At 66.5% G+C, this 21,548-nt stretch carries 18 protein-coding genes; 6 read left to right on the forward strand and 12 right to left on the reverse strand.

Annotated features, from left to right (window positions below; genetic code table 11):
• Window positions 1–6 precede the first annotated feature (6 nt).
• From leuD to AC07RV_RS33110, 10 genes are all read right to left on the reverse strand, one after another.
• The gene (gene leuD / locus AC07RV_RS33065; RefSeq protein WP_093348732.1) at window positions 7–663 is read right to left on the reverse strand and encodes a 3-isopropylmalate dehydratase small subunit; all 657 of its coding nucleotides are present in this window, start codon (window positions 661–663) and stop codon (window positions 7–9) included.
• Window positions 664–677: 14 nt separating this feature from the next.
• Window positions 678–2,099, reverse strand: coding sequence for a 3-isopropylmalate dehydratase large subunit (gene leuC, locus AC07RV_RS33070; protein WP_093348735.1), 1,422 nt, complete (start codon window positions 2,097–2,099; stop codon window positions 678–680).
• A 43-nt stretch (window positions 2,100–2,142) separates the two neighbouring features.
• On the reverse strand, window positions 2,143–3,108 hold the full coding sequence (locus tag AC07RV_RS33075; RefSeq protein ID WP_296780162.1) for a LysR family transcriptional regulator: 966 nt from the start codon (window positions 3,106–3,108) through the stop codon (window positions 2,143–2,145).
• A gap of 174 nt (window positions 3,109–3,282) precedes the next feature.
• A complete protein-coding gene (gene gltA / locus AC07RV_RS33080; protein ID WP_093348745.1) occupies window positions 3,283–4,593 on the reverse strand; it encodes a citrate synthase in 1,311 nt (436 codons plus the stop codon).
• A gap of 12 nt (window positions 4,594–4,605) precedes the next feature.
• Window positions 4,606–4,983, reverse strand: a complete 378-nt coding sequence (locus tag AC07RV_RS33085; RefSeq protein ID WP_208513664.1) for an FAD assembly factor SdhE — start codon at window positions 4,981–4,983, stop codon at window positions 4,606–4,608.
• Window positions 4,984–4,989: 6 nt separating this feature from the next.
• Window positions 4,990–5,691: a succinate dehydrogenase iron-sulfur subunit gene (locus AC07RV_RS33090; RefSeq protein WP_093348750.1), complete on the reverse strand. Its 702-nt coding sequence runs from the start codon at window positions 5,689–5,691 to the stop codon at window positions 4,990–4,992.
• A gap of 48 nt (window positions 5,692–5,739) precedes the next feature.
• Window positions 5,740–7,548 carry a succinate dehydrogenase flavoprotein subunit gene (gene sdhA / locus AC07RV_RS33095; protein WP_093348754.1) on the reverse strand — a complete coding sequence of 603 codons (1,809 nt, stop codon included), beginning with the start codon at window positions 7,546–7,548 and terminating at the stop codon, window positions 5,740–5,742.
• A 16-nt stretch (window positions 7,549–7,564) separates the two neighbouring features.
• Window positions 7,565–7,930, reverse strand: coding sequence for a succinate dehydrogenase, hydrophobic membrane anchor protein (gene sdhD, locus AC07RV_RS33100; RefSeq protein WP_296780168.1), 366 nt, complete (start codon window positions 7,928–7,930; stop codon window positions 7,565–7,567).
• A gap of 13 nt (window positions 7,931–7,943) precedes the next feature.
• Complete coding sequence (sdhC, locus tag AC07RV_RS33105) at window positions 7,944–8,390, reverse strand: succinate dehydrogenase, cytochrome b556 subunit (protein ID WP_057595822.1); 447 nt, start codon at window positions 8,388–8,390, stop codon at window positions 7,944–7,946.
• 228 nt (window positions 8,391–8,618) lie between these two features.
• Window positions 8,619–9,380 (reverse strand): GntR family transcriptional regulator, encoded by a 762-nt coding sequence (locus tag AC07RV_RS33110; RefSeq protein WP_093348760.1) that lies wholly within the window; start codon window positions 9,378–9,380, stop codon window positions 8,619–8,621.
• A gap of 208 nt (window positions 9,381–9,588) precedes the next feature.
• Between AC07RV_RS33110 and AC07RV_RS33115 the strand changes: the two genes are divergently transcribed.
• From AC07RV_RS33115 to AC07RV_RS33135, 5 genes are all read left to right on the forward strand, one after another.
• Window positions 9,589–10,575, forward strand: coding sequence for a malate dehydrogenase (locus AC07RV_RS33115; protein ID WP_296780172.1), 987 nt, complete (start codon window positions 9,589–9,591; stop codon window positions 10,573–10,575).
• A gap of 15 nt (window positions 10,576–10,590) precedes the next feature.
• Window positions 10,591–11,373: a trans-aconitate 2-methyltransferase gene (gene tam / locus AC07RV_RS33120; protein WP_296780175.1), complete on the forward strand. Its 783-nt coding sequence runs from the start codon at window positions 10,591–10,593 to the stop codon at window positions 11,371–11,373.
• A complete protein-coding gene (locus AC07RV_RS33125) occupies window positions 11,370–12,383 on the forward strand; it encodes an HpcH/HpaI aldolase/citrate lyase family protein (protein WP_296780178.1) in 1,014 nt (337 codons plus the stop codon). The genes tam and AC07RV_RS33125 overlap by 4 nt, the downstream gene beginning before the upstream one ends.
• A 32-nt stretch (window positions 12,384–12,415) precedes the next feature.
• Complete coding sequence (locus tag AC07RV_RS33130; protein ID WP_093348767.1) at window positions 12,416–12,988, forward strand: hypothetical protein; 573 nt, start codon at window positions 12,416–12,418, stop codon at window positions 12,986–12,988.
• 112 nt (window positions 12,989–13,100) lie between these two features.
• Window positions 13,101–15,686, forward strand: a complete 2,586-nt coding sequence (locus tag AC07RV_RS33135) for a bifunctional aconitate hydratase 2/2-methylisocitrate dehydratase (protein WP_296780181.1) — start codon at window positions 13,101–13,103, stop codon at window positions 15,684–15,686.
• Between the two features lie 96 nt (window positions 15,687–15,782).
• Here AC07RV_RS33135 and AC07RV_RS33140 read toward each other — a convergent pair whose 3' ends face one another.
• Together AC07RV_RS33140 and AC07RV_RS33145 are read right to left on the reverse strand one after the other, a co-directional pair.
• Complete coding sequence (locus AC07RV_RS33140) at window positions 15,783–16,646, reverse strand: hypothetical protein (protein WP_296780184.1); 864 nt, start codon at window positions 16,644–16,646, stop codon at window positions 15,783–15,785.
• A gap of 11 nt (window positions 16,647–16,657) precedes the next feature.
• Window positions 16,658–17,794 (reverse strand): DUF2827 domain-containing protein, encoded by a 1,137-nt coding sequence (locus AC07RV_RS33145; protein WP_296780187.1) that lies wholly within the window; start codon window positions 17,792–17,794, stop codon window positions 16,658–16,660.
• 513 nt (window positions 17,795–18,307) lie between these two features.
• Here AC07RV_RS33145 and AC07RV_RS33150 point away from each other — a divergent pair.
• On the forward strand, window positions 18,308–21,548 hold a 3,241-nt coding region (locus AC07RV_RS33150), incomplete at its 3' end, for an ESPR-type extended signal peptide-containing protein (protein WP_492715127.1).

Below are 21,548 nucleotides of genomic sequence, written 5' to 3' on the forward strand. Positions count from 1 at the left end.
GAACGCTCAGGCGTTGGCGAGCATCGTGTGCGCGAGCCAGGGCTTCTGCGCCAGCCGCTCGGCCTCGAAGGCCTTGATCTTGTCCTTGTGGCGCAGCGTGAGGCCGATGTCGTCCAGGCCGTTGATCAGGCAGTACTTGCGGAAGGCCTGCACGTCGAAGGCGAACTCCTGGCCGTCGGGCTTCACCACCACCTGGCGCTCGAGGTCGATGGTCAGCGAATAGCCCGGGAAGGCGAAGGTCTCGTCGAACAGCTGGGCCACCTGCGTCTCGGACAGCACGATCGGCAGCAGACCGTTCTTGAAGCTGTTGTTGAAGAAGATGTCGGCGTAGCTCGGCGCGATGATGGCGCGGAAGCCGTACTGGTCGAGTGCCCACGGCGCATGCTCGCGCGACGAGCCGCAGCCGAAGTTCTTGCGCGCCAGCAGCACCGAGGCGCCCGCGTAGCGCGGCTGGTTCAGCACGAAGTCGGGGTTCGGCTTGCGGCTGGCCGGGTCCTGGCCGGGCTCGCCCGGATCGAGATAGCGCCATTCGTCGAACAGGTTCACGCCGAAGCCGGTGCGCTTGATCGACTTGAGGAACTGCTTCGGAATGATCGCGTCGGTGTCGACGTTCTCGCGGTCCATCGGGGCCACGAGGCCCTTGTGCACGGTGAATTTCTGCATGGGGTGTCTCCTGGTCAGGCGAAGGTGCGCACGTCGACGAAATGGCCGTGCACGGCGGCCGCGGCGGCCATGGCCGGGCTCACGAGGTGGGTGCGGCCGCCCGCGCCCTGGCGGCCTTCGAAGTTGCGGTTGCTGGTCGAGGCGCAGCGCTCGCCGGGCTCGAGGCGGTCGGCGTTCATCGCCAGGCACATCGAGCAGCCGGGCTCGCGCCATTCGAAGCCCGCGGCCTTGAAGATCTGGTCGAGCCCTTCGCGCTCGGCCTGTTCCTTCACCACGCCCGAGCCGGGCACCACGAGTGCCAGCTTCACGTTCTTCGCGACCTTCTGGCCCAGCTTCTTCACCACGGCCGCGGCCTCGCGCATGTCCTCGATGCGGCTGTTGGTGCACGAGCCGATGAACACCTTGTCGATGAAGATGTCGTTCATCTGCTTGTTCGGCTCCAGGCCCATGTAGACCAGCGCGCGCTCTATGGCGCCGCGCTTGCTGCTGTCCTTTTCCTTGTCGGGATCGGGCACGCGGCCGTCGATCGCCACCACCATCTCGGGCGAGGTGCCCCAGGTGACCTGCGGCTTGACCTGGGTCGCGTCGAGCTCAACCACGGTGTCGAACTTCGCGCCGGGGTCGGACTGCAGCGTGCGCCAGTAGGCCGCGGCCTGGTCCCATTCGACGCCGGTGGGCGCCAGCGGACGGCCCTTGATGTAGGCGACGGTCTTCTCGTCGACCGCCACCAGGCCCGCGCGCGCACCGGCCTCGATCGCCATGTTGCACACCGTCATGCGGCCTTCCATGCTGAGGTCGCGAATGGCCGAGCCGGCGAACTCGATCGTGTAGCCGGTGCCGCCGGCGGTGCCGATCTTGCCGATGATGGCCAGCACGATGTCCTTGGCCGTGCAGCCCAGGGGCAGCTTGCCCTCGACCTTCACGAGCATGTTCTTGGCCTTCTTGCCCAGCAGCGTCTGCGTGGCCATCACGTGCTCGACCTCGCTGGTGCCGATGCCGTGCGCGAGCGCGCCGAAGGCGCCGTGCGTGGAGGTGTGCGAGTCGCCGCAGACCACCGTCATGCCCGGCAGCGTGGCGCCGGTCTCGGGGCCGATCACGTGCACGATGCCCTGGCGCTTGCTCAGGAACGGGAAGAACGCGGCCGCGCCGAACTCGGCGATGTTGTGGTCGAGCGTGGTGACCTGTTCCTTGCTGGTCGGGTCGGCGATGCCTTCGTAGCCGCGCTCCCAGCCGGTGGTCGGCGTGTTGTGGTCGGCCGTGGCCACCACCGAGCTGATGCGCCACAGCTTGCGGCCGGCTTCGCGCAGCCCTTCGAAGGCCTGCGGGCTGGTGACTTCGTGCACCAGGTGGCGGTCGATGTAGAGGATCGCGGTGCCGTCTTCCTCGGTGTGGACGACGTGTTCGTCCCAGATCTTGTCGTAGAGCGTGCGTGCCATGTCGGTCTCTTCTCTTTCGTGGGGAAATGGATTGTCTTGTGTTTCAGGCCGCGAGCCGGTCGGCGCCGGGTTCGGCCTCGGCCTCGGTGGAGGAGGCCGCGTGCAGGTGGTTCACCAGCGTGCGGGCCGCCACCGGCAGCGTGGAGAAATCGCGCGCCACCAGCCGGATCTCGCGCGCGGCCCAGGCGTCGGACAGGGCCACGCTGACCAGGCCGCGGCCGATGCCGTCCTGCATCAGCTCGAAGGCGCGCTGCGGCATCACGCCGATGCCCAGGCCGTTCTGGATCATCCGGCACATCGCATCGAGGCCGGTGACGTGGATGCGCAGCTTGACGCTGCGGCCCGCGAGCAGCGCGGCCTCGTGCATCGCCACGTAGATCGAGCTGTTGGTGTGCAGGCCCACGTGGTCGTAGTCCAGCGCGGCGATGAACTCGATCGCGCCCTGGTCGGCCAGCGCGTGGCCCGCGGGCACGATCAGCGCGAGGCGGTCGTGCCGGTAGGGCAGGCTCTGCAGCTCGCCCGCGCCGCCGGCCACGTGGCACACGCCGAGGTCGGCCGCGCCTTCCTGCACCGCGCGGATCACCTCGGTGCTCAGGTGTTCCTCGAGGTCGATCTTGATCGCCTCGTGGGCGCGCGTGAACACGCCCAGGTCTTCCGGCAGGAACTGCACGATGGCCGAGATGTTGGCGTGCACCCGCACGTGGCCGCGCACGCCGTCGGCGTACTCGCTGAGCTCGCCCTGCATCTTCTCGAGGCTGTAGAGCACCGAGCGGGCGTGGTGCAGCAGGCTCTCGCCGGCCGGCGTCAGGTCGACGCCGCGCGCATGGCGGTAGAGCAGGGTGGTGCCGAGCGTGGCCTCGAGGTCCGACAGCCGCTTGCTGATGGCCGAGGCGGCGATGAATTCGCGCTCCGCGGCGCGGCCGATGCTGCCCAGCTCGCACACGGCCACGAACAGCTGCAGCGACGTGAGGTCGATGCGGCGGGCAAAGTTGCGTTCGGACGTGCTCATGGGGGCTTGGGCATCGCATCTGGCGATGAGTCGGCTATTTTCTTCCTGTTTTTACGCCGTTGCCATCGTGATATGAGATGGCCTTGCTGCCCGGGCGCGAGGAGGGCCATGCCGAACGGGCAATAAAAAAGCTGCCCGGAGGCAGCTTTGGCTGGGAGCGATCGAAAGAGCCGATCAGCGGGCCGAGATCGGCTTCACGTCGCGCTTGGGCGAGCCTTCGAACAGCTGACGCGGGCGGCCGATCTTGTACTCGGGGTCGCCGATCATTTCGTTGAGCTGGGCGATCCAGCCGACGGTGCGGGCCAGCGCGAAGATCGCGGTGAACAGCGGCACCGGGATGCCGATGGCGCGCTGCACGATGCCCGAGTAGAAGTCGACGTTCGGGTACAGCTTGCGCGACACGAAGTACTCGTCTTCGAGCGCGATCTTTTCCAGTTCCTTGGCGAGCTTGAACAGCGGGTCGTTTTCCAGGCCCAGCTCGGTCAGCACTTCGTTGCAGGTCTCCTGCATCAGCTTGGCGCGCGGGTCGTAGTTCTTGTACACGCGGTGGCCGAAGCCCATCAGCTTGACGTTCGAGTTCTTGTCCTTGACCTTCTTGATGAACTCGCCGATCTTCTCCACGCCACCTTCCTTCTGGATGTCGTAGAGCATGTTGAGCGCCGCTTCGTTGGCGCCGCCGTGGGCCGGGCCCCAGAGGCAGGCCACGCCGGCCGCGATGGCCGCGAAGGGGTTGGTGCCCGACGAGCCGCACAGGCGCACGGTCGAGGTCGAGGCGTTCTGCTCGTGGTCGGCGTGCAGGATGAAGATGCGGTCGAGCGCGCGCTCGAGCACCGGGTTCACCTTGTATTCCTCGCAGGGCGTGGCGAACATCATGTGCAGGAAGTTGCCCGCATAGCTGAGTTCGTTCTTCGGGTACATGTACGGCTGGCCGATCGTGTACTTGTAGGCCATGGCCACGAGCGTGGGCATCTTCGCGATCAGGCGGATCGCGGCGATCTCGCGGTGCTCGGGATTGTTGATGTCCGTGCTGTCGTGATAGAAGGCCGACAGCGCGCCCACCAGGCCGGTCATGATGGCCATCGGATGCGCGTCGCGGCGGAAGCCGCGCAGGAAGAACTGCATCTGCTCGTTGACCATCGTGTGGTTGGTCACGAGTTTGGTGAAGTTGGCCTTCTTGGCCGTATCCGGCAGTTCACCGTACAGCAGCAGGTGGCAGGTCTCGAGGAAGTCGCAGTTGGTCGCGAGCTGCTCGATGGGATAGCCGCGATACAGCAGCTCGCCCTTGTCGCCGTCGATGTAGGTGATGGCCGATTGGCAGGCCGCGGTGGACATGAAACCCGGGTCGTAGGTGAACATGCCGGTCTGCGCGTACAGCTTGCGGATGTCGATCACGTCGGGACCGACGGTGCCCTTGTAGATCGGCAGTTCGACCTTGTCGGCGCCGTTGCTGAACGATAGCGTGGCCTTGGTATCGGAGGCTTTCATTTCGGGTTTCTTTCAGAGGATTGTTCGAGAGGGCGAGGAGGGAGAGGTCGTGGAGGTTGCAGGCCGCTGCGCACCGTCGGCGCGCATCAGCTGCAGAAGCTCGACCACCTCGGCCCCGGCCCATGCGGGCTCGGGCTCCTTTCTACGAAGGAGAAGATCGAGCAAATCGTTGTCCGAGAGGTCCATCAGAACTTCCATCGCGCCGGCCTGGCCGACGGTGATGCGAGATTCGTGCCGCTCGAAGAAGCGGGCGATGAACAGATCGTTTTCGAGCAGGCCGCGCCGGCAGCGCCACTTGAGCTTGCTGAGCGCTCGTTCTCCGAGCGGCTCGGCCGCCGCGCTTCCCGCAGGAGGCGCCGAGGGCGATGGGGTGCCGGGCAAAGCAGCCATGTCGGGTCAGATGGCGCGACGCACCATCAGTTCCTTGATCTTGCCGATGGCCATGGTCGGGTTCAGGCTCTTCGGGCACACGTCGACGCAGTTCATGATCGTGTGGCAGCGGAACAGGCGGTACGGGTCCTCGAGGTTGTCGAGGCGCTCGGCGGTGGCTTCGTCGCGGCTGTCGGCGATGAAGCGGTAGGCCTGCAGCAGGCCGGCCGGGCCCACGAACTTGTCGGGGTTCCACCAGAAGCTCGGGCAGCTCGTCGAGCAGCTCGCGCACAGGATGCACTCGTACAGGCCGTTGAGCTCCTCGCGCTCCTCGGGCGACTGCAGGCGTTCCTTCTCGGGCGGCACGGTGTCGTTCTGCAGGTACGGCTTGATCGAGTTGTACTGCTTGAAGAACTGGGTCATGTCGACGATCAGGTCGCGGATCACCGGCAGGCCGGGCAGCGGCTTGAGCACCACGGTGCCCTTGAGCGTGTTCATGTTGGTCAGGCAGGCCAGACCGTTCTTGCCGTTGATGTTCATCGCATCGGAACCGCAGACGCCTTCGCGGCACGAGCGGCGGAACGACAGCGTGGGATCCTGCGCCTTGAGCTTCATCAGGGCGTCGAGCAGCATGCGCTCGTGGCCGTCGAGTTCGATCTCGACGGTCTGCATGTAGGGCTTCGCGTCCTTGTCCGGGTCGTAGCGGTAGATCTGGAATGTGCGCTTCATCGTTGTGACCTTGTGAATGCTTTTACGTGGCTGATCATTAGCTGGCGCTTAGAAGGTGCGAACCTTCGGCGGCACCGAGGCGACCGTGAGCGGCTGCAGCTTGACGGGCTTGTAGGAGAGGCGGTTGTCGGCGGAGTACCAGAGCGTGTGCTTCATCCAGTTGGCATCGTCGCGGCCCAGCGGCGCGACCGGATCGTCGGCCGGGCGCTCGTAGTCCTCGACGGTGTGGGCACCGCGGCATTCCTTGCGGGCCGCGGCCGAGACCATGGTGGCCTGCGCCACTTCGATCAGGTTGTCGACTTCCAGCGCCTCGATGCGCGCGGTGTTGAACACCTTGGACTTGTCCTTCAGGCCGATGGCCTTCACGCGCTCGCGCACTTCGGCGATCTTGACCACGCCTTCGTCCATCGAGGCCTGCTTGCGGAACACCGCGGCGTGCTGCTGCATGGTGACGCGGATCTGGTTGGCCACGTCCTGCGCGTATTCGCCGCCGGTGGAGTTCTGCAGTTCGTTGAGGCGCTCGAGCGTGCGGTCGGCGGCATTGGCCGGCAGCGGCTTGTGTTCCTTCAGCTTGTCGTTGAACTCGACGATGTGGTTGCCGGCCGCGCGGCCGAACACCAAGAGGTCGAGCAGCGAGTTGGTGCCCAGGCGGTTGGCGCCGTGCACGCTCACGCACGAGCATTCGCCCACGGCGTACAGGCCGTTGACGACGGCGCTGTTGTCCTCGCCCTTCTGGATCACGACCTGGCCGTTGATGTTGGTCGGGATGCCGCCCATCTGGTAGTGGATGGTGGGCACCACGGGAATCGGTTCCTTGGTGATGTCGACGTTGGCGAAGTTGATGCCGATCTCGTACACCGAAGGCAGGCGCTTGTGGATGGTCTCGGCACCGAGGTGGTCGAGCTTCAGCAGCACGTAGTCCTTGTTGGGACCGCAGCCGCGGCCTTCCTTGATTTCCTGGTCCATCGAGCGCGACACGAAGTCGCGCGGCGCCAGGTCCTTCAGCGTGGGCGCATAGCGCTCCATGAAGCGTTCGCCGTTGCTGTTGAGCAGGATCGCGCCTTCGCCGCGGCAGCCTTCGGTCAGCAGCACGCCCGCGCCGGCCACGCCGGTCGGGTGGAACTGCCAGAACTCCATGTCCTGCAGCGGAATGCCCGAGCGCGCCGCCATGCCGAGGCCGTCGCCGGTGTTGATGAAGGCGTTGGTCGAGGCCTGGAAGATGCGGCCCGCGCCGCCGGTGGCCAGAAGCACGGTCTTGGCCTGCAGGATGTGCAGGTCGCCGGTTTCCATCTCGAGCGCGGTCACGCCGACCACGTCGCCTTCGTCGTCGCGGATCAGGTCGAGTGCCATCCATTCGACGAAGAACTGGGTGCGCGCTTCCACGTTCTTCTGGTAGAGCGTGTGCAGCATCGCGTGGCCGGTACGGTCGGCCGCGGCGCAGGCGCGCTGCACGGGCTTCTCGCCGTAGTTGGCCGTGTGGCCGCCGAACGGACGCTGGTAGATCGTGCCGTCGGGGTTGCGGTCGAAGGGCATGCCGAAGTGCTCGAGCTCGTACACGACCTTCGGTGCTTCGCGGCACATGAACTCGATCGCGTCCTGGTCGCCGAGCCAGTCGGAACCCTTGATCGTGTCGTAGAAGTGGTAGTGCCAGTTGTCCTCGCTCATGTTGCCGAGCGATGCGCCCACGCCGCCTTGCGCGGCGACCGTGTGCGAGCGGGTGGGGAACACCTTGGAGAGCACGGCCACGTTGAGGCCCGCACGCGCCAGTTGCAGCGAGGCGCGCATGCCGGAACCGCCGGCACCGACGATCACGACGTCGAACTTGCGCTTGGTGATTTGTTCTTTTGTGTAGGTCATGGTGGGGATGGGGTCGTCAGATTTTCCAAAGCACTTGAATGGCCCAACCCGCACAACCGACCAGCCAGACGATGGTGAAGATCTGGAGCACGAGGCGGATCGCGACGGGCTGGACATAGTCCATCCAGATGTCGCGCATGCCGACCCACACGTGATAGAGCAGGGACACGATGACGCAGAAGGTCAGGACCTTCATCCACTGCGCGGCGAAGATGCCGGCCCACAGGTCGTAGCCGATCGGGCCGCGCGTGAAGATCAGCTGCGCCAGCAGGATGATCGTGAAGAGCGCCATCAGGGCGCCGGTGACGCGCTGGCTGAGCCAGTCGCGCATGCCGTAGTGCGCGCCGACGACGATGCGCTTGGAGCCGTAGTTCACAGACATTTGAGGCTCCTTCTCAGTACAGGCCGAACAGCTTGGCGCCGAGCACGATGGTCAGCAGGACGCTCGCGGCCAGCGTGAAGATGGCCGAGCTCTTGCCGAACTCCTTGGTCACGGCCTTGTGGCTCACGTCCATCCAGAGGTGGCGCACGCCGGCGATGAAGTGGTGCAGGTAGGCCCAGATCAGCGCGAGCACGACGAGCTTGAAAAACCAGCCCGGAACGAAACCAAGGCCGCTGTTGAAGGCGGCCTTGAACTTGGCGAACGAATAGTCGGACGAGAGCGAGGTGTCGAACATCCAGATGATGAACGGCAGCAGCAGGAACATCAGCGCGCCGCTGACGCGGTGCAGGATCGACACGATGCCGGCAGGAGGCAGGCGGTAGGTCGTGAGATCGGTGAAGGCGTTGATGTTGCGGAATTCGCGACGCCGTGGTGTGGAGGAGGATGCAAGCTCTGTCATGGAGGGGCTTTCGTGGCTTGTTGATTGACTTGTTCTGAGAGCGAACGCTTTTGTTTTCTCTTCGGGAAATGCAAACAACGCAAAATTCTATTGCAATGCACCATCGCGCATCGGTCGCGCTCGCGTCGACGCACCGCGGCAGTCGGATGCTCTTGACTTCATAGCGTCTTGCGCGCGCCGCGCGGCGGCTTGAAGCGTATTCGTTACGTGGTCCATCGTGAGGCGCATTCAGCCGAGCTGGTTGCGATAGTGGTGCGTGTCGGTGCGATAGAGGCCGCGGCGCAGTTCCATCGGCATGTCGTGGTAGGTGTGGGCCACGCGTTCGACGCTCAGCAGCGGCATCTGCGGCGTGACGTCGAGCAGCTGGGCCTGCTCGGGGTCGGGCAGCACCGCGCGGATCTTCTCCTCGGCGCGCACCATGCGCACGCCGAACTCGGTTTCGAACAGCGCATACATCGGGCCCGGCCAGGCGCGCAGCCGCTCGGCCGTGAGGCCCTTGAACGGCGTGCCCGGCAGCCACAGGTCCTCGAGGATGGTCGGCACGCCGCCATAGGCGAGCACGCGCCGCACCTGCAGCACGGCGTCGCCGGTGCGCAGGCCCAGCGCGCGCGCCACGTCGGCCGAGGCACGCAGGCGCTTGCAGTCGACGATGGTGCGCTCGGCCGGGCCTTCGGCGCTCGGCAGGCCGCCATCGGGCACCAGCTTCAGGAAACGGTATTGCACATGCTGCTCGGCATGCGTCGCGACGAAGGTGCCCTTGCCCTGGCGCCGCACCACGAGGTTCTCGGCCGCGAGCTCGTCGATCGCCTTGCGCACCGTGCCCTGGCTGACGCGAAAGCGCACGGCCAGGTCCATCTCGCTGGGAATCGGCTCGCCCGGCTTCCACTCGCCCGCCTGCAGGCTCTGCAGGATCAGGGTCTTGATCTGCTGGTAGAGCGGGCTGAACGAGGGCGTCGTGGGCTCGTCGAGGGTGGTGGTGGGGCTGTTCATGGCAGGGCGTGGGTAAGCGCCGTGGCGGAACCCGGAGGATATCTTATATAAGACATAAGACGGGCCTCGTCGAATCGGCTTAAAATGCCGGCCGTTCCCGCGCCGCGGCCGTCCGGCCCTTTTCGGACCTCCCGACCGCCCCGCGAGACTTCCGCCGCCGCGTTTCGCGCGTGCGCCGACACCGTCACATCACTTCTGGAGTCTTCCCATGAGCAAAAAGCCCGTCCGCGTTGCCGTCACCGGTGCCGCCGGTCAAATCGGTTATGCCCTGTTGTTCCGTATCGCGTCCGGCGAAATGCTCGGCAAGGACCAGCCGGTCATCCTGCAATTGCTCGAAATCCCCGACGAGAAGGCCCAGAAGGCGCTCAAGGGCGTGATGATGGAACTCGACGACTGCGCGTTCCCGCTGCTGGCCGGCATGGAAGCCCACGGCGATCCGATGACCGCCTTCAAGGACGCCGACTACGCACTGCTGGTCGGCTCGCGTCCCCGCGGCCCGGGCATGGAGCGTGCCGAGCTGCTGGCCGTCAACGGCGCCATCTTCACGGCGCAAGGCAAGGCACTGAACGCCGTTGCCAGCCGCAACGTCAAGGTGCTGGTGGTCGGTAACCCCGCCAACACCAATGCCTACATCGCCATGAAGAGCGCACCGGACCTGCCGCGCAAGAACTTCACCGCCATGCTGCGCCTGGACCACAACCGCGCTGCCAGCCAGATCGCCGCCAAGACCGGCAAGGCCGTGGCCGATATCGAAAAGCTCACCGTCTGGGGCAACCACTCGCCCACGATGTACGCCGACTACCGCTTCGCCACCATCAACGGCGAAAGCGTCGCCAAGATGATCAACGACCAGGAATGGAACGCCAACACCTTCTTGCCGACCGTCGGCAAGCGCGGCGCCGCCATCATCGAAGCACGCGGCCTGTCGTCGGCTGCCTCGGCCGCCAACGCCGCCATCGACCACATGCGCGATTGGGCCCTGGGTACCAACGGCAAGTGGGTCACGATGGGCATCCCGTCGGACGGCCAGTACGGCATTCCGAAGGACACGATGTTCGGCTTCCCGGTCACCTGCGAAAACGGTGAGTACAAGCTGGTCGAAGGCCTCGAGATCGACGCATTCAGCCAGGAACGCATCAACAAGACCCTGGAAGAGCTGCAAGGCGAACAAGCCGGCGTTGCTCACCTGATCTAAGCAAGGCCTGCCGGCATGCTCGACTGGAACCCCGCGCTCTATCGTCGCTACGAGGACGAGCGCACCCGCCCCGCACAGGAACTCCTGGCGCGGGTGCCTCTGGCGGAGGCGGCCCGCGTGGTCGACCTCGGCTGCGGTCCGGGCAACTCCACCGAGCTGCTGGTCCACCGGTTCCCGAAGGCCCAGGCCCTCGGGACCGACAACTCCGAAGCCATGCTGGTCAGCGCGCGCGAGCGCCTGCCCGGCGCGCGCTTCGAGCTGAGCGACATCGCGACCTGGGCGCCTTCTACGGAAGCCGCGCCCGACCTCATCTATGCGAACGCGTCGCTGCAATGGGTGCCCGATCACGAAACGCTGATCCCGCGCCTGTTCGACGCGCTCGCCCCCGGCGGCGTGCTGGCCATCCAGATGCCCGACAACCGCCAGGAACCCACGCACCGCCTGATGCGCGCGCTCGCGGCCGAAGCGCCCTGGGCCGAGCCCATCGGCGATGCCGACCGGCTGCGCACCAAGCTGCTGCCGCTGGGCGGCTACTACGACCTGCTGGCGCCGCGCGCGGCCAACGTCGATGTCTGGCACACGATCTACCAGCACCGCATGGCCGATGCCGCCTCCATCGTCGAATGGGTGCGCGGCACGGGCCTGAAGCCCTTCGTCGACCGGCTGCCGCCCGACCTGCAGGCCAGCTACCTGGCCGAATACGAGCGCCGCGTGAACGAGGCCTACCCGGCACGCACCGACGGCAAGCGGCTGCTGGCCTTCCCGCGCATGTTCATCGTGGCGCAGAAGAAGGCGTGAGCACCGTGAGCGAACGCGCCCCCGCCCATCCCGCTGCCGTGCTGCTCGGCGCGCAGGCCGGCGCCGTCAGCCTGCCGGTGTGCGATCACTACAGCGGCGTCGAGGCGCGCATGAAGAAGAGCCTCGCGCTCCAGGCCGAGATGGCCGAGGAGTTCGGCGCCTGCGTGTTCGACGTCACCCTCGACTGCGAGGACGGCGCCCCGGTGGGCGGCGAGGCCGAGCATGCGGCGCTGGTCACCGAGCTGGCGCTGGCCGCCAGGCCCGGCATGCGCGTCGGCGTGCGCGTGCACCCGGTCGACCACCCGGCCTTCGCGGGCGACGTGATCACCATCGCGGGCCGCGCCGGCCAGCGGCTGAGCCACCTGATGGTGCCGAAGGTCGAGTCGGTGGCCGACGTCGAGCAGGCCGTGGCCGCGCTCGACGCCGCCGATGCCGAAACGCTGCCGCTGCACGTGCTGATCGAATCGCCTTTTGCCGTGCACAACGCCTTCGACATCGCGGCCCATCCGCGCGTGCAGTCGCTGAGCTTCGGCCTGATGGACTTCGTTTCGGCCCATGCCGGCGCCATCCCCGCCGAGGGCATGGGCGCCGCGGGCCAGTTCACGCATCCGCTGGTGGTGCGCGCCAAGCTGGCGATCGCCTCGGCCGCGCATGCGCACGGCAAGGTGCCCTCGCACTGCGTGGTGACCGAGTTCAACGACATGGACGCCATGCGCACCGCGGCCCGCAAGGCGGCCCGCGAATTCGGCTACACGCGCATGTGGAGCATCCATCCGAACCAGATCCGGCCGATCCTCGAGGCCTTCGCGCCCGACGAGGCGCAGATTCAAATTGCCACAAATATCCTGCTCAAGGCAGCGGCCGCGGATTGGGCGCCGACACAAATTGATGGCACATTGCACGACCGCGCGAGCTACCGCCATTTCTGGCAGGTACTGACGCGTGCCCACGCAACAGGGCGCGCGTTGCCGCCAGAGGCCAAGGCCTGGCTGACGCCCGCGGTCTCCTGAAACCTCCGAACCAGCCTCAAGGAAACCCTCACATGAAGAAAATCGCCCTGATCGCCGCAGTGGCCCTGGCTCTGCCGTTCGGTGCCCTGGCGCAGAGCAGCACGCCCGCCAAGCCGGCCGCTGCCAAGCCCGCCGCCAAGTCCACCGAAGCCAAGAAGGCCCCGCCCAAGCGCCAGGTCACCCGCAAGGCCGCCAAGGCCGTCGAGGAAGTCACGCCGATCAGCGACGACACCAACGTCGTGCTCACCGACTCCGACCTCGAGGTTGCCAAGCGCGTGTCGACCGGCAAGGCCCAGTGCGAACTCGGCGCCGACGTGACCGTGACCGAGGACGAGAAGAAGCCCGGCTTCTTCACCGTGACCACCAAGGGCCTGCGCTATCGCATGCACCCGGTCGAAAGCCGCACCGGCGCCATCCGCCTCGAAGACCCCCGCGCCGGCGCCATGTGGCTGCAGCTGGGCAACAAGTCGATGCTGATGAACCAGAAGGCTGGCCTGCGCATCGCCGACGAATGCCAGACGCCGGCCCAGGTGGCCTTTGCCGAAGAAATGAAGAAGAACCCGCCGAAGAGCCTTTTCGAAGGCGCTGACGGCGACAAGAAGTAAGTCGACCCCACGAGGGGCGGCGCGGCTCTTGCTTGCCGACCGGCGAAAGCCGGACGGCGGGTCGAACACCGCGCCGCATGCCCTCCAGCCCCAAGTTTCCGGAGAAAAGAAGATGTTGCAAGCCTACGTTGACCATGTCGCCGAACGCGCCGCGCTCGGTATCCCACCGCTGCCCCTGAGCGCGAAGCAGACCTCTGAAGCGATCGAGCTCCTCAAGAGCGCGAACGACAAGGACGGTGCCTTCCTGCTCGACCTGCTGACCCACCGCGTGCCCGCGGGCGTGGACGACGCCGCCAAGGTCAAGGCCAGCTACCTCGCGGCCGTGGCGCATGGCACCGAGAAGAGCGCGTTCATCACGCGCGCCCGTGCCACCGAACTGCTCGGCACGATGCTCGGCGGCTACAACATCAGCCCCATGATCGATCTGCTGGACGACGCCGAAGTCGGCGCCGTGGCGGCCGAGGGCCTCAAGAAGACGCTGCTGATGTTCGACCAGTTCCACGACGTCAAGGAAAAGGCCGACAAGGGCAATGCCAACGCCAAGGGCGTACTGCAGAGCTGGGCCGATGCCGAGTGGTTCACCAGCCGTCCCGAAGTGCCGCAGAGCATCACCGTCAGCATCTTCAAGGTGGCCGGCGAAATCAACACCGACGACCTGTCGCCCGCACCCGACGCGACCACGCGTCCCGACATCCCGATGCACGCCCTGGCAATGCACAAGAACGCGCGCCCCGGCATCGTTCCGGAAGAAGACGGCAAGCGCGGCCCGGTGAAGTTCATCGAGGACCTGCGCGCGCGCGGCCACCTCGTGGCCTATGCCGGCGACGTGGTCGGCACGGGTTCGTCGCGCAAGAGCGCCACCAACTCGGTGCTGTGGTTCACCGGCGAAGACATCCCGTTCGTGCCCAACAAGCGCTTCGGCGGCGTCTGCCTCGGCGGCAAGATCGCGCCGATCTTCTACAACACGATGGAAGACTCGGGCGCGCTGCCGATCGAGCTCGACGTGACGCAGATGAACATGGGCGACGTGGTCGAGCTGCGTCCCTACGAAGGCAAGGCCCTGAAGGACGGCCAGGTCATCGCCGAATTCACCGTGAAGAGCGACGTGCTGTTCGACGAAGTGCGCGCCGGCGGCCGCATTCCGCTGATCATCGGCCGCGGCCTCACGGCCAAGGCGCGCGAAGCGCTGGGCCTGCCGGTCTCCACGCTGTTCCGCCTGCCGCAAAGCCCGGTCGACACCAAGAAGGGCTTCTCGCTGGCGCAGAAGATGGTCGGCCGCGCCTGCGGCCTGCCCGAAGGCCAGGGCGTGCGCCCGGGCACCTACTGCGAACCCAAGATGACCTCGGTCGGCTCGCAGGACACCACCGGCCCGATGACGCGCGACGAACTCAAGGACCTGGCCTGCCTGGGCTTCTCGGCCGACCTCGTGATGCAGTCGTTCTGCCACACGGCGGCGTACCCGAAGAAGGTCGACGTCAAGATGCACCATGAACTCCCCGAGTTCATGGCCAACCGCGGCGGCGTTTCGCTGCGCCCGGGCGACGGCGTGATCCACAGCTGGCTCAACCGCCTGCTGACGCCCGACACCGTGGGCACCGGCGGCGACAGCCACACGCGCTTCCCGATCGGCATCAGCTTCCCCGCGGGCTCGGGCCTCGTGGCCTTCGCGGCCGCCACCGGCGTGATGCCGCTGGACATGCCCGAGTCGGTGCTGGTGCGCTTCAAGGGCAAGATGCAGCCCGGCGTCACGCTGCGCGACCTGGTCAACGCGATCCCGCTGTACGCCATCAAGAGCGGCCTGCTGACGGTCGAGAAGAAGGGCAAGAAGAACATCTTCTCGGGCCGCATCCTCGAGATCGAGGGCCTGCCCGACCTCAAGGTCGAACAAGCCTTCGAACTGAGCGACGCCTCGGCCGAACGCTCGGCCGCCGGCTGCACGGTGCACCTGAACAAGGAACCGATCATCGAATACATCAACAGCAACATCACGCTGATGAAGTGGATGATCGCCGAGGGCTATGCCGACGCGCGCACGCTGCAGCGCCGCATCGCCGCGCAGGAAGCCTGGCTCAAGGACCCGCAACTGCTCAAGGGCGACGCCGACGCCGACTACGCGGCCGTGATCGAGATCGACCTGGCCGAGATCCACGAGCCCATCGTGGCCTGCCCGAACGACCCCGACGACGTGAAGACGCTGAGCGACGTGGCGGGTGCCGTGATCGACGAAGTGTTCATCGGCTCGTGCATGACCAACATCGGCCACTTCCGTGCCGCGTCGAAGCTGCTCGAAGGCAAGCGCGACATCCCGGTCAAGCTGTGGATCGCGCCGCCGACCAAGATGGACGCGCAGCAGCTGACCGAGGAAGGCCACTACGGCGTGTTCGGCAATGCCGGTGCCCGCACCGAGATGCCGGGCTGCTCGCTGTGCATGGGCAACCAGGCGCAGGTGCGCGAAGGCGCCACGGTCATGTCGACCAGCACGCGCAACTTCCCGAACCGCCTGGGCAAGAACACCAACGTGTACCTGGGCTCGGCCGAACTGGCCGCCATCTGCTCGCGCCTCGGCCGCATCCCGACCCGGGAAGAGTACATGGCCAGCACCGGCGTGCTCGATGCGTCCAGCGCGCAGATCTACCAGTACCTGAACTTCGACAAGATCGAGGACTACAAGAACGTGGCCGACTCGGTCACGGCCTGAGCCTGAAGACAGGCCGGACGGTCCCCGGGCCGGCCCGGCCCGTGTCGACGAAGCCCCGCATCCGCGGGGCTTTTTTCATGGCGCTGGAGCCGGCGTTCAGAACGTCGGCGGGTGGTTCGGATGCAGGTACTGCGTGCCCGTCAGTTCCATGGACACCCCCGCGGGGCCGCCCACCGCATGCGGCAGCGAGGTCAGCAGCGAGGTCGCGAAGTCGCCGCGGTAGAGCTTGGCGCCCTGGTGCGTGAGGTTGGAGTTGGCATCGATGTGGATCGATTCGCCCAGGCCCGACCAGAGGCGGCAGAAGCCGTAGTCCTCCGAGAGATAGCGGCGCGTCACGGGGTCGACCATCACGTCGAAGAAACGGTAGTGCAGGCCGCGGTCGGCCTCGCCGATGCTGTCGGGCACGTAGTTGAGCTCGGGGTAGCTCGCCATCAGCCGCTCGAACACGCCGCGCTTGATCGCCATGAAACCGGTGGGCGCCTCGGTCATCTTCATGAAGCCGTCGGGCTGCACCTCGAGCTCGACCTTGCCGCTGGCTTCCGAGGCGCTTGCATTGACGGTGTAGCGCGTGAAGGTGGCATCGAACTGCGCGCGCGTGGTGCCGGCCGCGACGCCTTCCTCGGGCCAGTCCTCGCGCTTGAGCGGATAGACGCCGGCCGCGATCTCGTAGTCCGAGAGCAGAAGCCGGAACGCCGCCTGCGCCGAAAAGCCGATGTCCGCGTCGATCCAGAACAGGTGGGTCCATTCGGGGTTGGCGAGGAACTGGGCCACGCAGTTGTTGCGCGCCCGGGTCACGAGGCTTTCGCCCTGGTGGAACAGCACCTGCATCCGCATGCCGGCGCGTTCGGCCTCGATGGCGAAGTTCATCATCGACATCACGTAGTTCTGGAAGAACTTGCCGTCGTGGCTCGGCGTGACGACCACGGGGAAGAAGCGTTGGAGAGCGGAAGGTTCGAGCATGGCGGCTCCGGTTATCGGGCGGGGCGCTGCATCAGGCCGAGCAGCAGCGTGTTGTACACCTCGGTGGCCGCCGCGTTGCCGGGCAGGTAGCGGTCGATGAGGCCGCGCTGGCGCTCGCGGTAGGCGAGCGGCTGCGCATCGTGCGCGTCGATCGCCTCGAGCACGCGCGCGCTGCCCGCTGCCACGTCGTTGGCTTCGTAGTAGTAGCCGAGGTCCGCGCAGAGGTGGGCGTTGTGCACCAGCGGATAGCCCTGCCAGCAGGTCTCGAGGTAGAAGTAGTTGAGCGGGTTCTCCCACTGGTGCGAGATCACGATGTCGGTGTTCTGCGCCAGGAAGGTCGGCGTGTCGTGCCGGCCCAGGAACACGGCCTTGTGCTCGCGCACCAGGTCGAGCTGGTTCATCAGGGTGATGAATTCCATGTTCTCGCGCGCCATCTTCTCGGCATTGGCCACCTGCAGCAGCGCGATCGCCTCGCGCCGCGCGCGGTAGGCCAGTTCGGCGACCAGGATCGGATAGAGACAGAACTTCACCACGTTGATGTTCGGCTCCATCACGCTGAGGCGCCGCGGGCCGACGCGCGGCTGGTAGACGCCGCCCTCGGGCAGCCCGCGCGTGCGCTCCTCGAGGAACACCGGGCTCCAGACGAAGGGCACGGCGCGCGCCTCGATCCGGCGCAGCACCTCGAAGTAGGGCTGGCTGATGTGCGCCACCTGCGGAACCATCCAGATGTCGTCGTAGCGCTGGTTGACGAACAGGTTCCGGCCCCACAGCGGCTTGTTGAACAGCATCGACTCCATCGCATGCACGTACTCGAAGCCGCAGCAGTACGACACCAGCCGGGCGCCGCGCTGCTTGAGGTAGTCGGTCTGCAGGTGGTCGATCTGGCCGCCCAGCTCGATCAGTACGTCGACCTCGTCCTTGGCGCCCTCGAAGTTCGTCGTGGGCCAGCGCGCCTGGTCCCAGGGCAGGGCCGGCGTGATCGGCGTGGCCGTGGTGTTGACCAGCACCACCGACGCCACGCCGGGGCAGTGCTTGAGCGCCTCGGCCAGGAACACGGCGTTCTGCTTGATGCCGTTGTTCCAGAGTGTTTCGGCTTCGTGGTGAAGTCCGATGGTGATGCCGATGCGGAGGGAGTCGTTTGAATTCACTTTTGTTGCCCAATTGTTAATTGGCGTCATCTGCGCTCTACGGCGAGAAATAAATCACGGATGAATAAATGAATCCGTGAACAAGTTCCAGATTGGCGCGCATCGAGTGTGCTTTTTTACTCACCTGCCAAAGTTGTCCTTCTCAAGCTTCAATGTGAATTAATTCCACTTGATCGAAGAAAAAGTCCTTATGAAACAATGGCTTGCATCGAATCTTCTGCCCCGTTTCGAACGGTGAGGGGATTCTATGTTTTCGCGGCGCTTTCACCTTCAGGAGACAATTGTTAATCAATGTGGATGCTAATTTGTGTCCTTTTTTGTGAACTAAATCATCGAAGCTTTTTGAGCGATTTGGTCTTTTGCGTTCTGAATGTAAACAAGTATGTACATTCCACCGCTCTTGTGAACAGCGCGGTGATTGGGATCTCGACGACGAGCGCCAAGCACGACCCTTCACATTTTTCCTGGGACCTACCGCGCGGGTCCTGAGATTCCACACGCAGTTGGCAGTCAATGAACAAGTCATATAGAAGTATCTGGAATGAGTCGCTCGGTGCATGGGTGGCCGCTTCGGAAATCACTTCCGCCCGAGGCAAGCGCAGCAGTTCGGCTGCGGTGATCGCGGGTGCCGCGCTGAGCGTCGCGCTGGCGTCCTTCGGCTTGATGGAGAGCGCGAACGCCTACATCGTCGGACCGCCGAACGGCGCCTGCAACACGGGTGCGAACACCGGTCCCGACGGCAAGGCCTACCCGGCGACGGTCGATCCGGTCGACGGTTCCGGCGTGTACTCGACCGTGGTCGGCGGGTGCTCGGCCAATGGCGGCGGCTTCCTGGGCGTCACGATGTTCGGGTCGTTCACGACGGCGCGCGGCAAGGGCTCCAGCATGTTCGGCATGGGATCGACCGCCGGGCAGTACGCCTCGGCCTTCGGCCTCCAGGCCAATGCCTTCGGCATCGCCAGCATCGCGATGGGCCAGAACGCCCTCGCTGCGAGCAACAACAACATCGCCATCGGCGCGGGCGCGAACGCGGCGGCGATCAGCGCGGGCACGGCCATCGCGATCGGTGCCAACTCCGTCGCCTCGTCCAACACCACGGTCGGCGATTCGCTGGCCATCGGCACCGGCGCCAAGGCCACGGCACAGGACGCGGTGGCGATCGGCGGCCAGGCCAACGCGAGCGGCACCAATGCCCTGGCCATCGGTGGCAACGACGGTGGCGCGAGCGGCACCAATGCGTCGGCGATCGGCGTGGGCGCCAACGCAACCGCCAACTACGCGACGGCGGTGGGCGCCGGCGCGACCGCGAGTGGCACCGGCGCAACGGCCATCGGTGCCAGCGGCACCGCGGCGGCCCGTGCCCTGGGCGCCAACTCGGTCGCGATCGGCGGCCAGTCGGTCGTCGGCAGCGCGGCCGATTCGGGTATCGCCATCGGCCTCAACGCCAATGCACAGTCGAACAGCACCATCGCCCTGGGAAGCGGTGCGAACGTCGGAGCCGGCGCGGATTCGAGCATCGCCATCGGCGCGAATGCGAGCGCGACCAGCAAGACGAACAACCTCGCGATCGGTGCCGGCGCCAAGGCGAACGGCGGCGGCGCGACGGCCATCGGCGCCGGCGCCAATGCCGCCTTCGGCAACGACATGGCCTTCGGCACGAATGCGACGGCCCGCGGCGACGCGAGTTCCCTGGCGCCTTCCACGGCCTTCGGCAACAACGCCAATGCCTGGGGCGGCAGTTCCACGGCCTTCGGCGTGTTCGCGCAGGCCTGGGGCAAGACCTCGGTGGCATTCGGCTATTCCTCGAACGCCGGCGCGGAGAATGCCCTGGCGGTCGGCACGCTGGCGAACGCCTTCGGCAATCGCAGCACCGCCATCGGTGCCGGGGCCACGGCCACGGGCGATTTCTCCTCGGCCCTGGGCCGCACGGCGAGCGCGACCGCCGCCGGTGCCCTGGCACTCGGAACGAATTCCGTGGGCGGCGCATCCGCCGCCGCGGCCGATTCGATCGCCATCGGCGGCCAGTCCAGCGTCGTGGCCGCGGCAACCTCCGGCATCGCGCTCGGTCGCGGCGCCATCGTCAACGGCGCCTTCGGCATTGCCCAGGGCGACGGCGTCGTCAGTGGCGCCACGGGGCAGAACGTCGCCATCGGTTCGTCGGGCACGACCGCGAACTCCAGCACCGCCGCGGGTGGCGCGGTGGCCATCGGCCGCGGCCAGAAGGCCACGGGCGACGGCGCGGTCGCCATCGGCGATCCCAACGTCTCCAATGGCACCGGTGCCGTGACGATGGGTGCCAACAACACTGCCGCCGGCAGCCTGGACGGCACGACCGCGGCGAGCGGCGCGGTGGCCATCGGCAATTCCAACAATGCGATCGGGCAGGGCTCGGTCGCGCTGGGCAACAAGTCCAACGCCACCGCGGCCGGCACGCTCGCCTTCGGCGACGCGGCCAGCGCATCGGCCGCCAACGCCATCGGTTTCGGCACCGGCGCGAACGCCGCGGCCGCGGCCGCCGTCGCCATCGGACAAAGCACCCTGGCCTCGGGCAACGCCAGCGTCGCGCTGGGCTCCGGCGCACGCTCGATCGCGGATGGCGCCATCGCCATCGGCAAGAACGCCACCATCGGCTCGAACACCGATGTCAACACCATCGCGATCGGGACCAACGCGAACAGCTGGGGCGGCAGCATCGCGCTGGGCACCGGCGCATCCGCCGACCAGATCGGCGTGGCACCCCAGAACGCCTCGATCGCGATCGGCGGCAATGCCACGACCGACGACCGGACCACCCGCAGCATCGCGATCGGCAATGGCGCCGTCGTCAAGTCGGCCGATCTGTCGGTCACCGATGCCGCGATCGCCTTCGGCGCCAACGCCGTGTCGCTGGGCTCGAACGCGGTCTCGATGGGCACCGGCGCCAACGCCGCCTATGCCAACAGCGTCGCGCTGGGCGCGGGCAGCGTGACGGGCGCCAAGGGACCGACCGGCAACGGCTTCCTCACCGGTACCAACGCACCCGCCTCCGAAGTCTCGGTGGGCTCGTCGTCCGCCCTGCGGCGCATCACCAACGTGGCCGATGGCGCGGCGCTGCAGGACGCCGTGACGGTGGCGCAGCTGAGCACGGGCATGAGCACGACCGCCAGCAGCATCAGCAGCCTCTCGACGTCGACCTCGACCGGCCTGAGCACCGCGACCAGCAGCATCGGCAGCCTGTCGTCGGGCCTCAGCACGACGAACAGCCGGGTGTCGAGCCTGTCGGCGTCGACCTCGACGGGGTTGAGCACGGCGACCAGTTCCATCAGCAGCCTTTCGACTTCTACGTCGACTGGCCTGAGCACGGCTACGAGCAGCATCGGTAGCCTGTCGTCGGGCTTGAGCACGACGAACAGCAGCGTGTCGAGCTTGTCGACTTCGACGTCGACGGGGCTGAGCACGGCGACCAGTTCCATCGGCAGCCTGTCGACCTCGACGTCGACTGGCTTGAGCACGGCCACGAGCAGCATCGGTAGCCTGTCGTCGGGGTTGAGCACGACGAACAGCAGCGTGTCGAGCTTGTCGACTTCGACGTCGACGGGGCTGAGCACGGCGACTAGCTCCATCGGCAGCCTGTCGACCTCGACCTCGACTGGCTTGAGCACGGCCACGAGCAGCATCGGTAGCCTGTCGTCGGGGCTGAGCACGACGAACAGCAGCGTGTCGAGCTTGTCGACTTCGACGTCGACGGGGCTGAGCACGGCGACCAGTTCCATCA

This window comes from Variovorax sp. GW821-FHT09B01 (assembly GCF_059418345.1).

What these genes read in the sequence shown, in the direction of transcription:
- leuD (WP_093348732.1), bottom strand. Translation starts at nt 663, where the DNA reads ATGCAGAAATTCACCGTGCACAAGGGCCTCGTGGCCCCGATGGACCGC.
- leuC (WP_093348735.1), bottom strand. Translation starts at nt 2,099, where the DNA reads ATGGCACGCACGCTCTACGACAAGATCTGGGACGAACACGTCGTCCAC.
- AC07RV_RS33075 (WP_296780162.1), bottom strand. Translation starts at nt 3,108, where the DNA reads ATGAGCACGTCCGAACGCAACTTTGCCCGCCGCATCGACCTCACGTCG.
- gltA (WP_093348745.1), bottom strand. Translation starts at nt 4,593, where the DNA reads ATGAAAGCCTCCGATACCAAGGCCACGCTATCGTTCAGCAACGGCGCC.
- AC07RV_RS33085 (WP_208513664.1), bottom strand. Translation starts at nt 4,983, where the DNA reads ATGGCTGCTTTGCCCGGCACCCCATCGCCCTCGGCGCCTCCTGCGGGA.
- AC07RV_RS33090 (WP_093348750.1), bottom strand. Translation starts at nt 5,691, where the DNA reads ATGAAGCGCACATTCCAGATCTACCGCTACGACCCGGACAAGGACGCG.
- sdhA (WP_093348754.1), bottom strand. Translation starts at nt 7,548, where the DNA reads ATGACCTACACAAAAGAACAAATCACCAAGCGCAAGTTCGACGTCGTG.
- sdhD (WP_296780168.1), bottom strand. Translation starts at nt 7,930, where the DNA reads ATGTCTGTGAACTACGGCTCCAAGCGCATCGTCGTCGGCGCGCACTAC.
- sdhC (WP_057595822.1), bottom strand. Translation starts at nt 8,390, where the DNA reads ATGACAGAGCTTGCATCCTCCTCCACACCACGGCGTCGCGAATTCCGC.
- AC07RV_RS33110 (WP_093348760.1), bottom strand. Translation starts at nt 9,380, where the DNA reads ATGAACAGCCCCACCACCACCCTCGACGAGCCCACGACGCCCTCGTTC.
- AC07RV_RS33115 (WP_296780172.1), top strand. Translation starts at nt 9,589, where the DNA reads ATGAGCAAAAAGCCCGTCCGCGTTGCCGTCACCGGTGCCGCCGGTCAA.
- tam (WP_296780175.1), top strand. Translation starts at nt 10,591, where the DNA reads ATGCTCGACTGGAACCCCGCGCTCTATCGTCGCTACGAGGACGAGCGC.
- AC07RV_RS33130 (WP_093348767.1), top strand. Translation starts at nt 12,416, where the DNA reads ATGAAGAAAATCGCCCTGATCGCCGCAGTGGCCCTGGCTCTGCCGTTC.
- AC07RV_RS33135 (WP_296780181.1), top strand. Translation starts at nt 13,101, where the DNA reads ATGTTGCAAGCCTACGTTGACCATGTCGCCGAACGCGCCGCGCTCGGT.
- AC07RV_RS33140 (WP_296780184.1), bottom strand. Translation starts at nt 16,646, where the DNA reads ATGCTCGAACCTTCCGCTCTCCAACGCTTCTTCCCCGTGGTCGTCACG.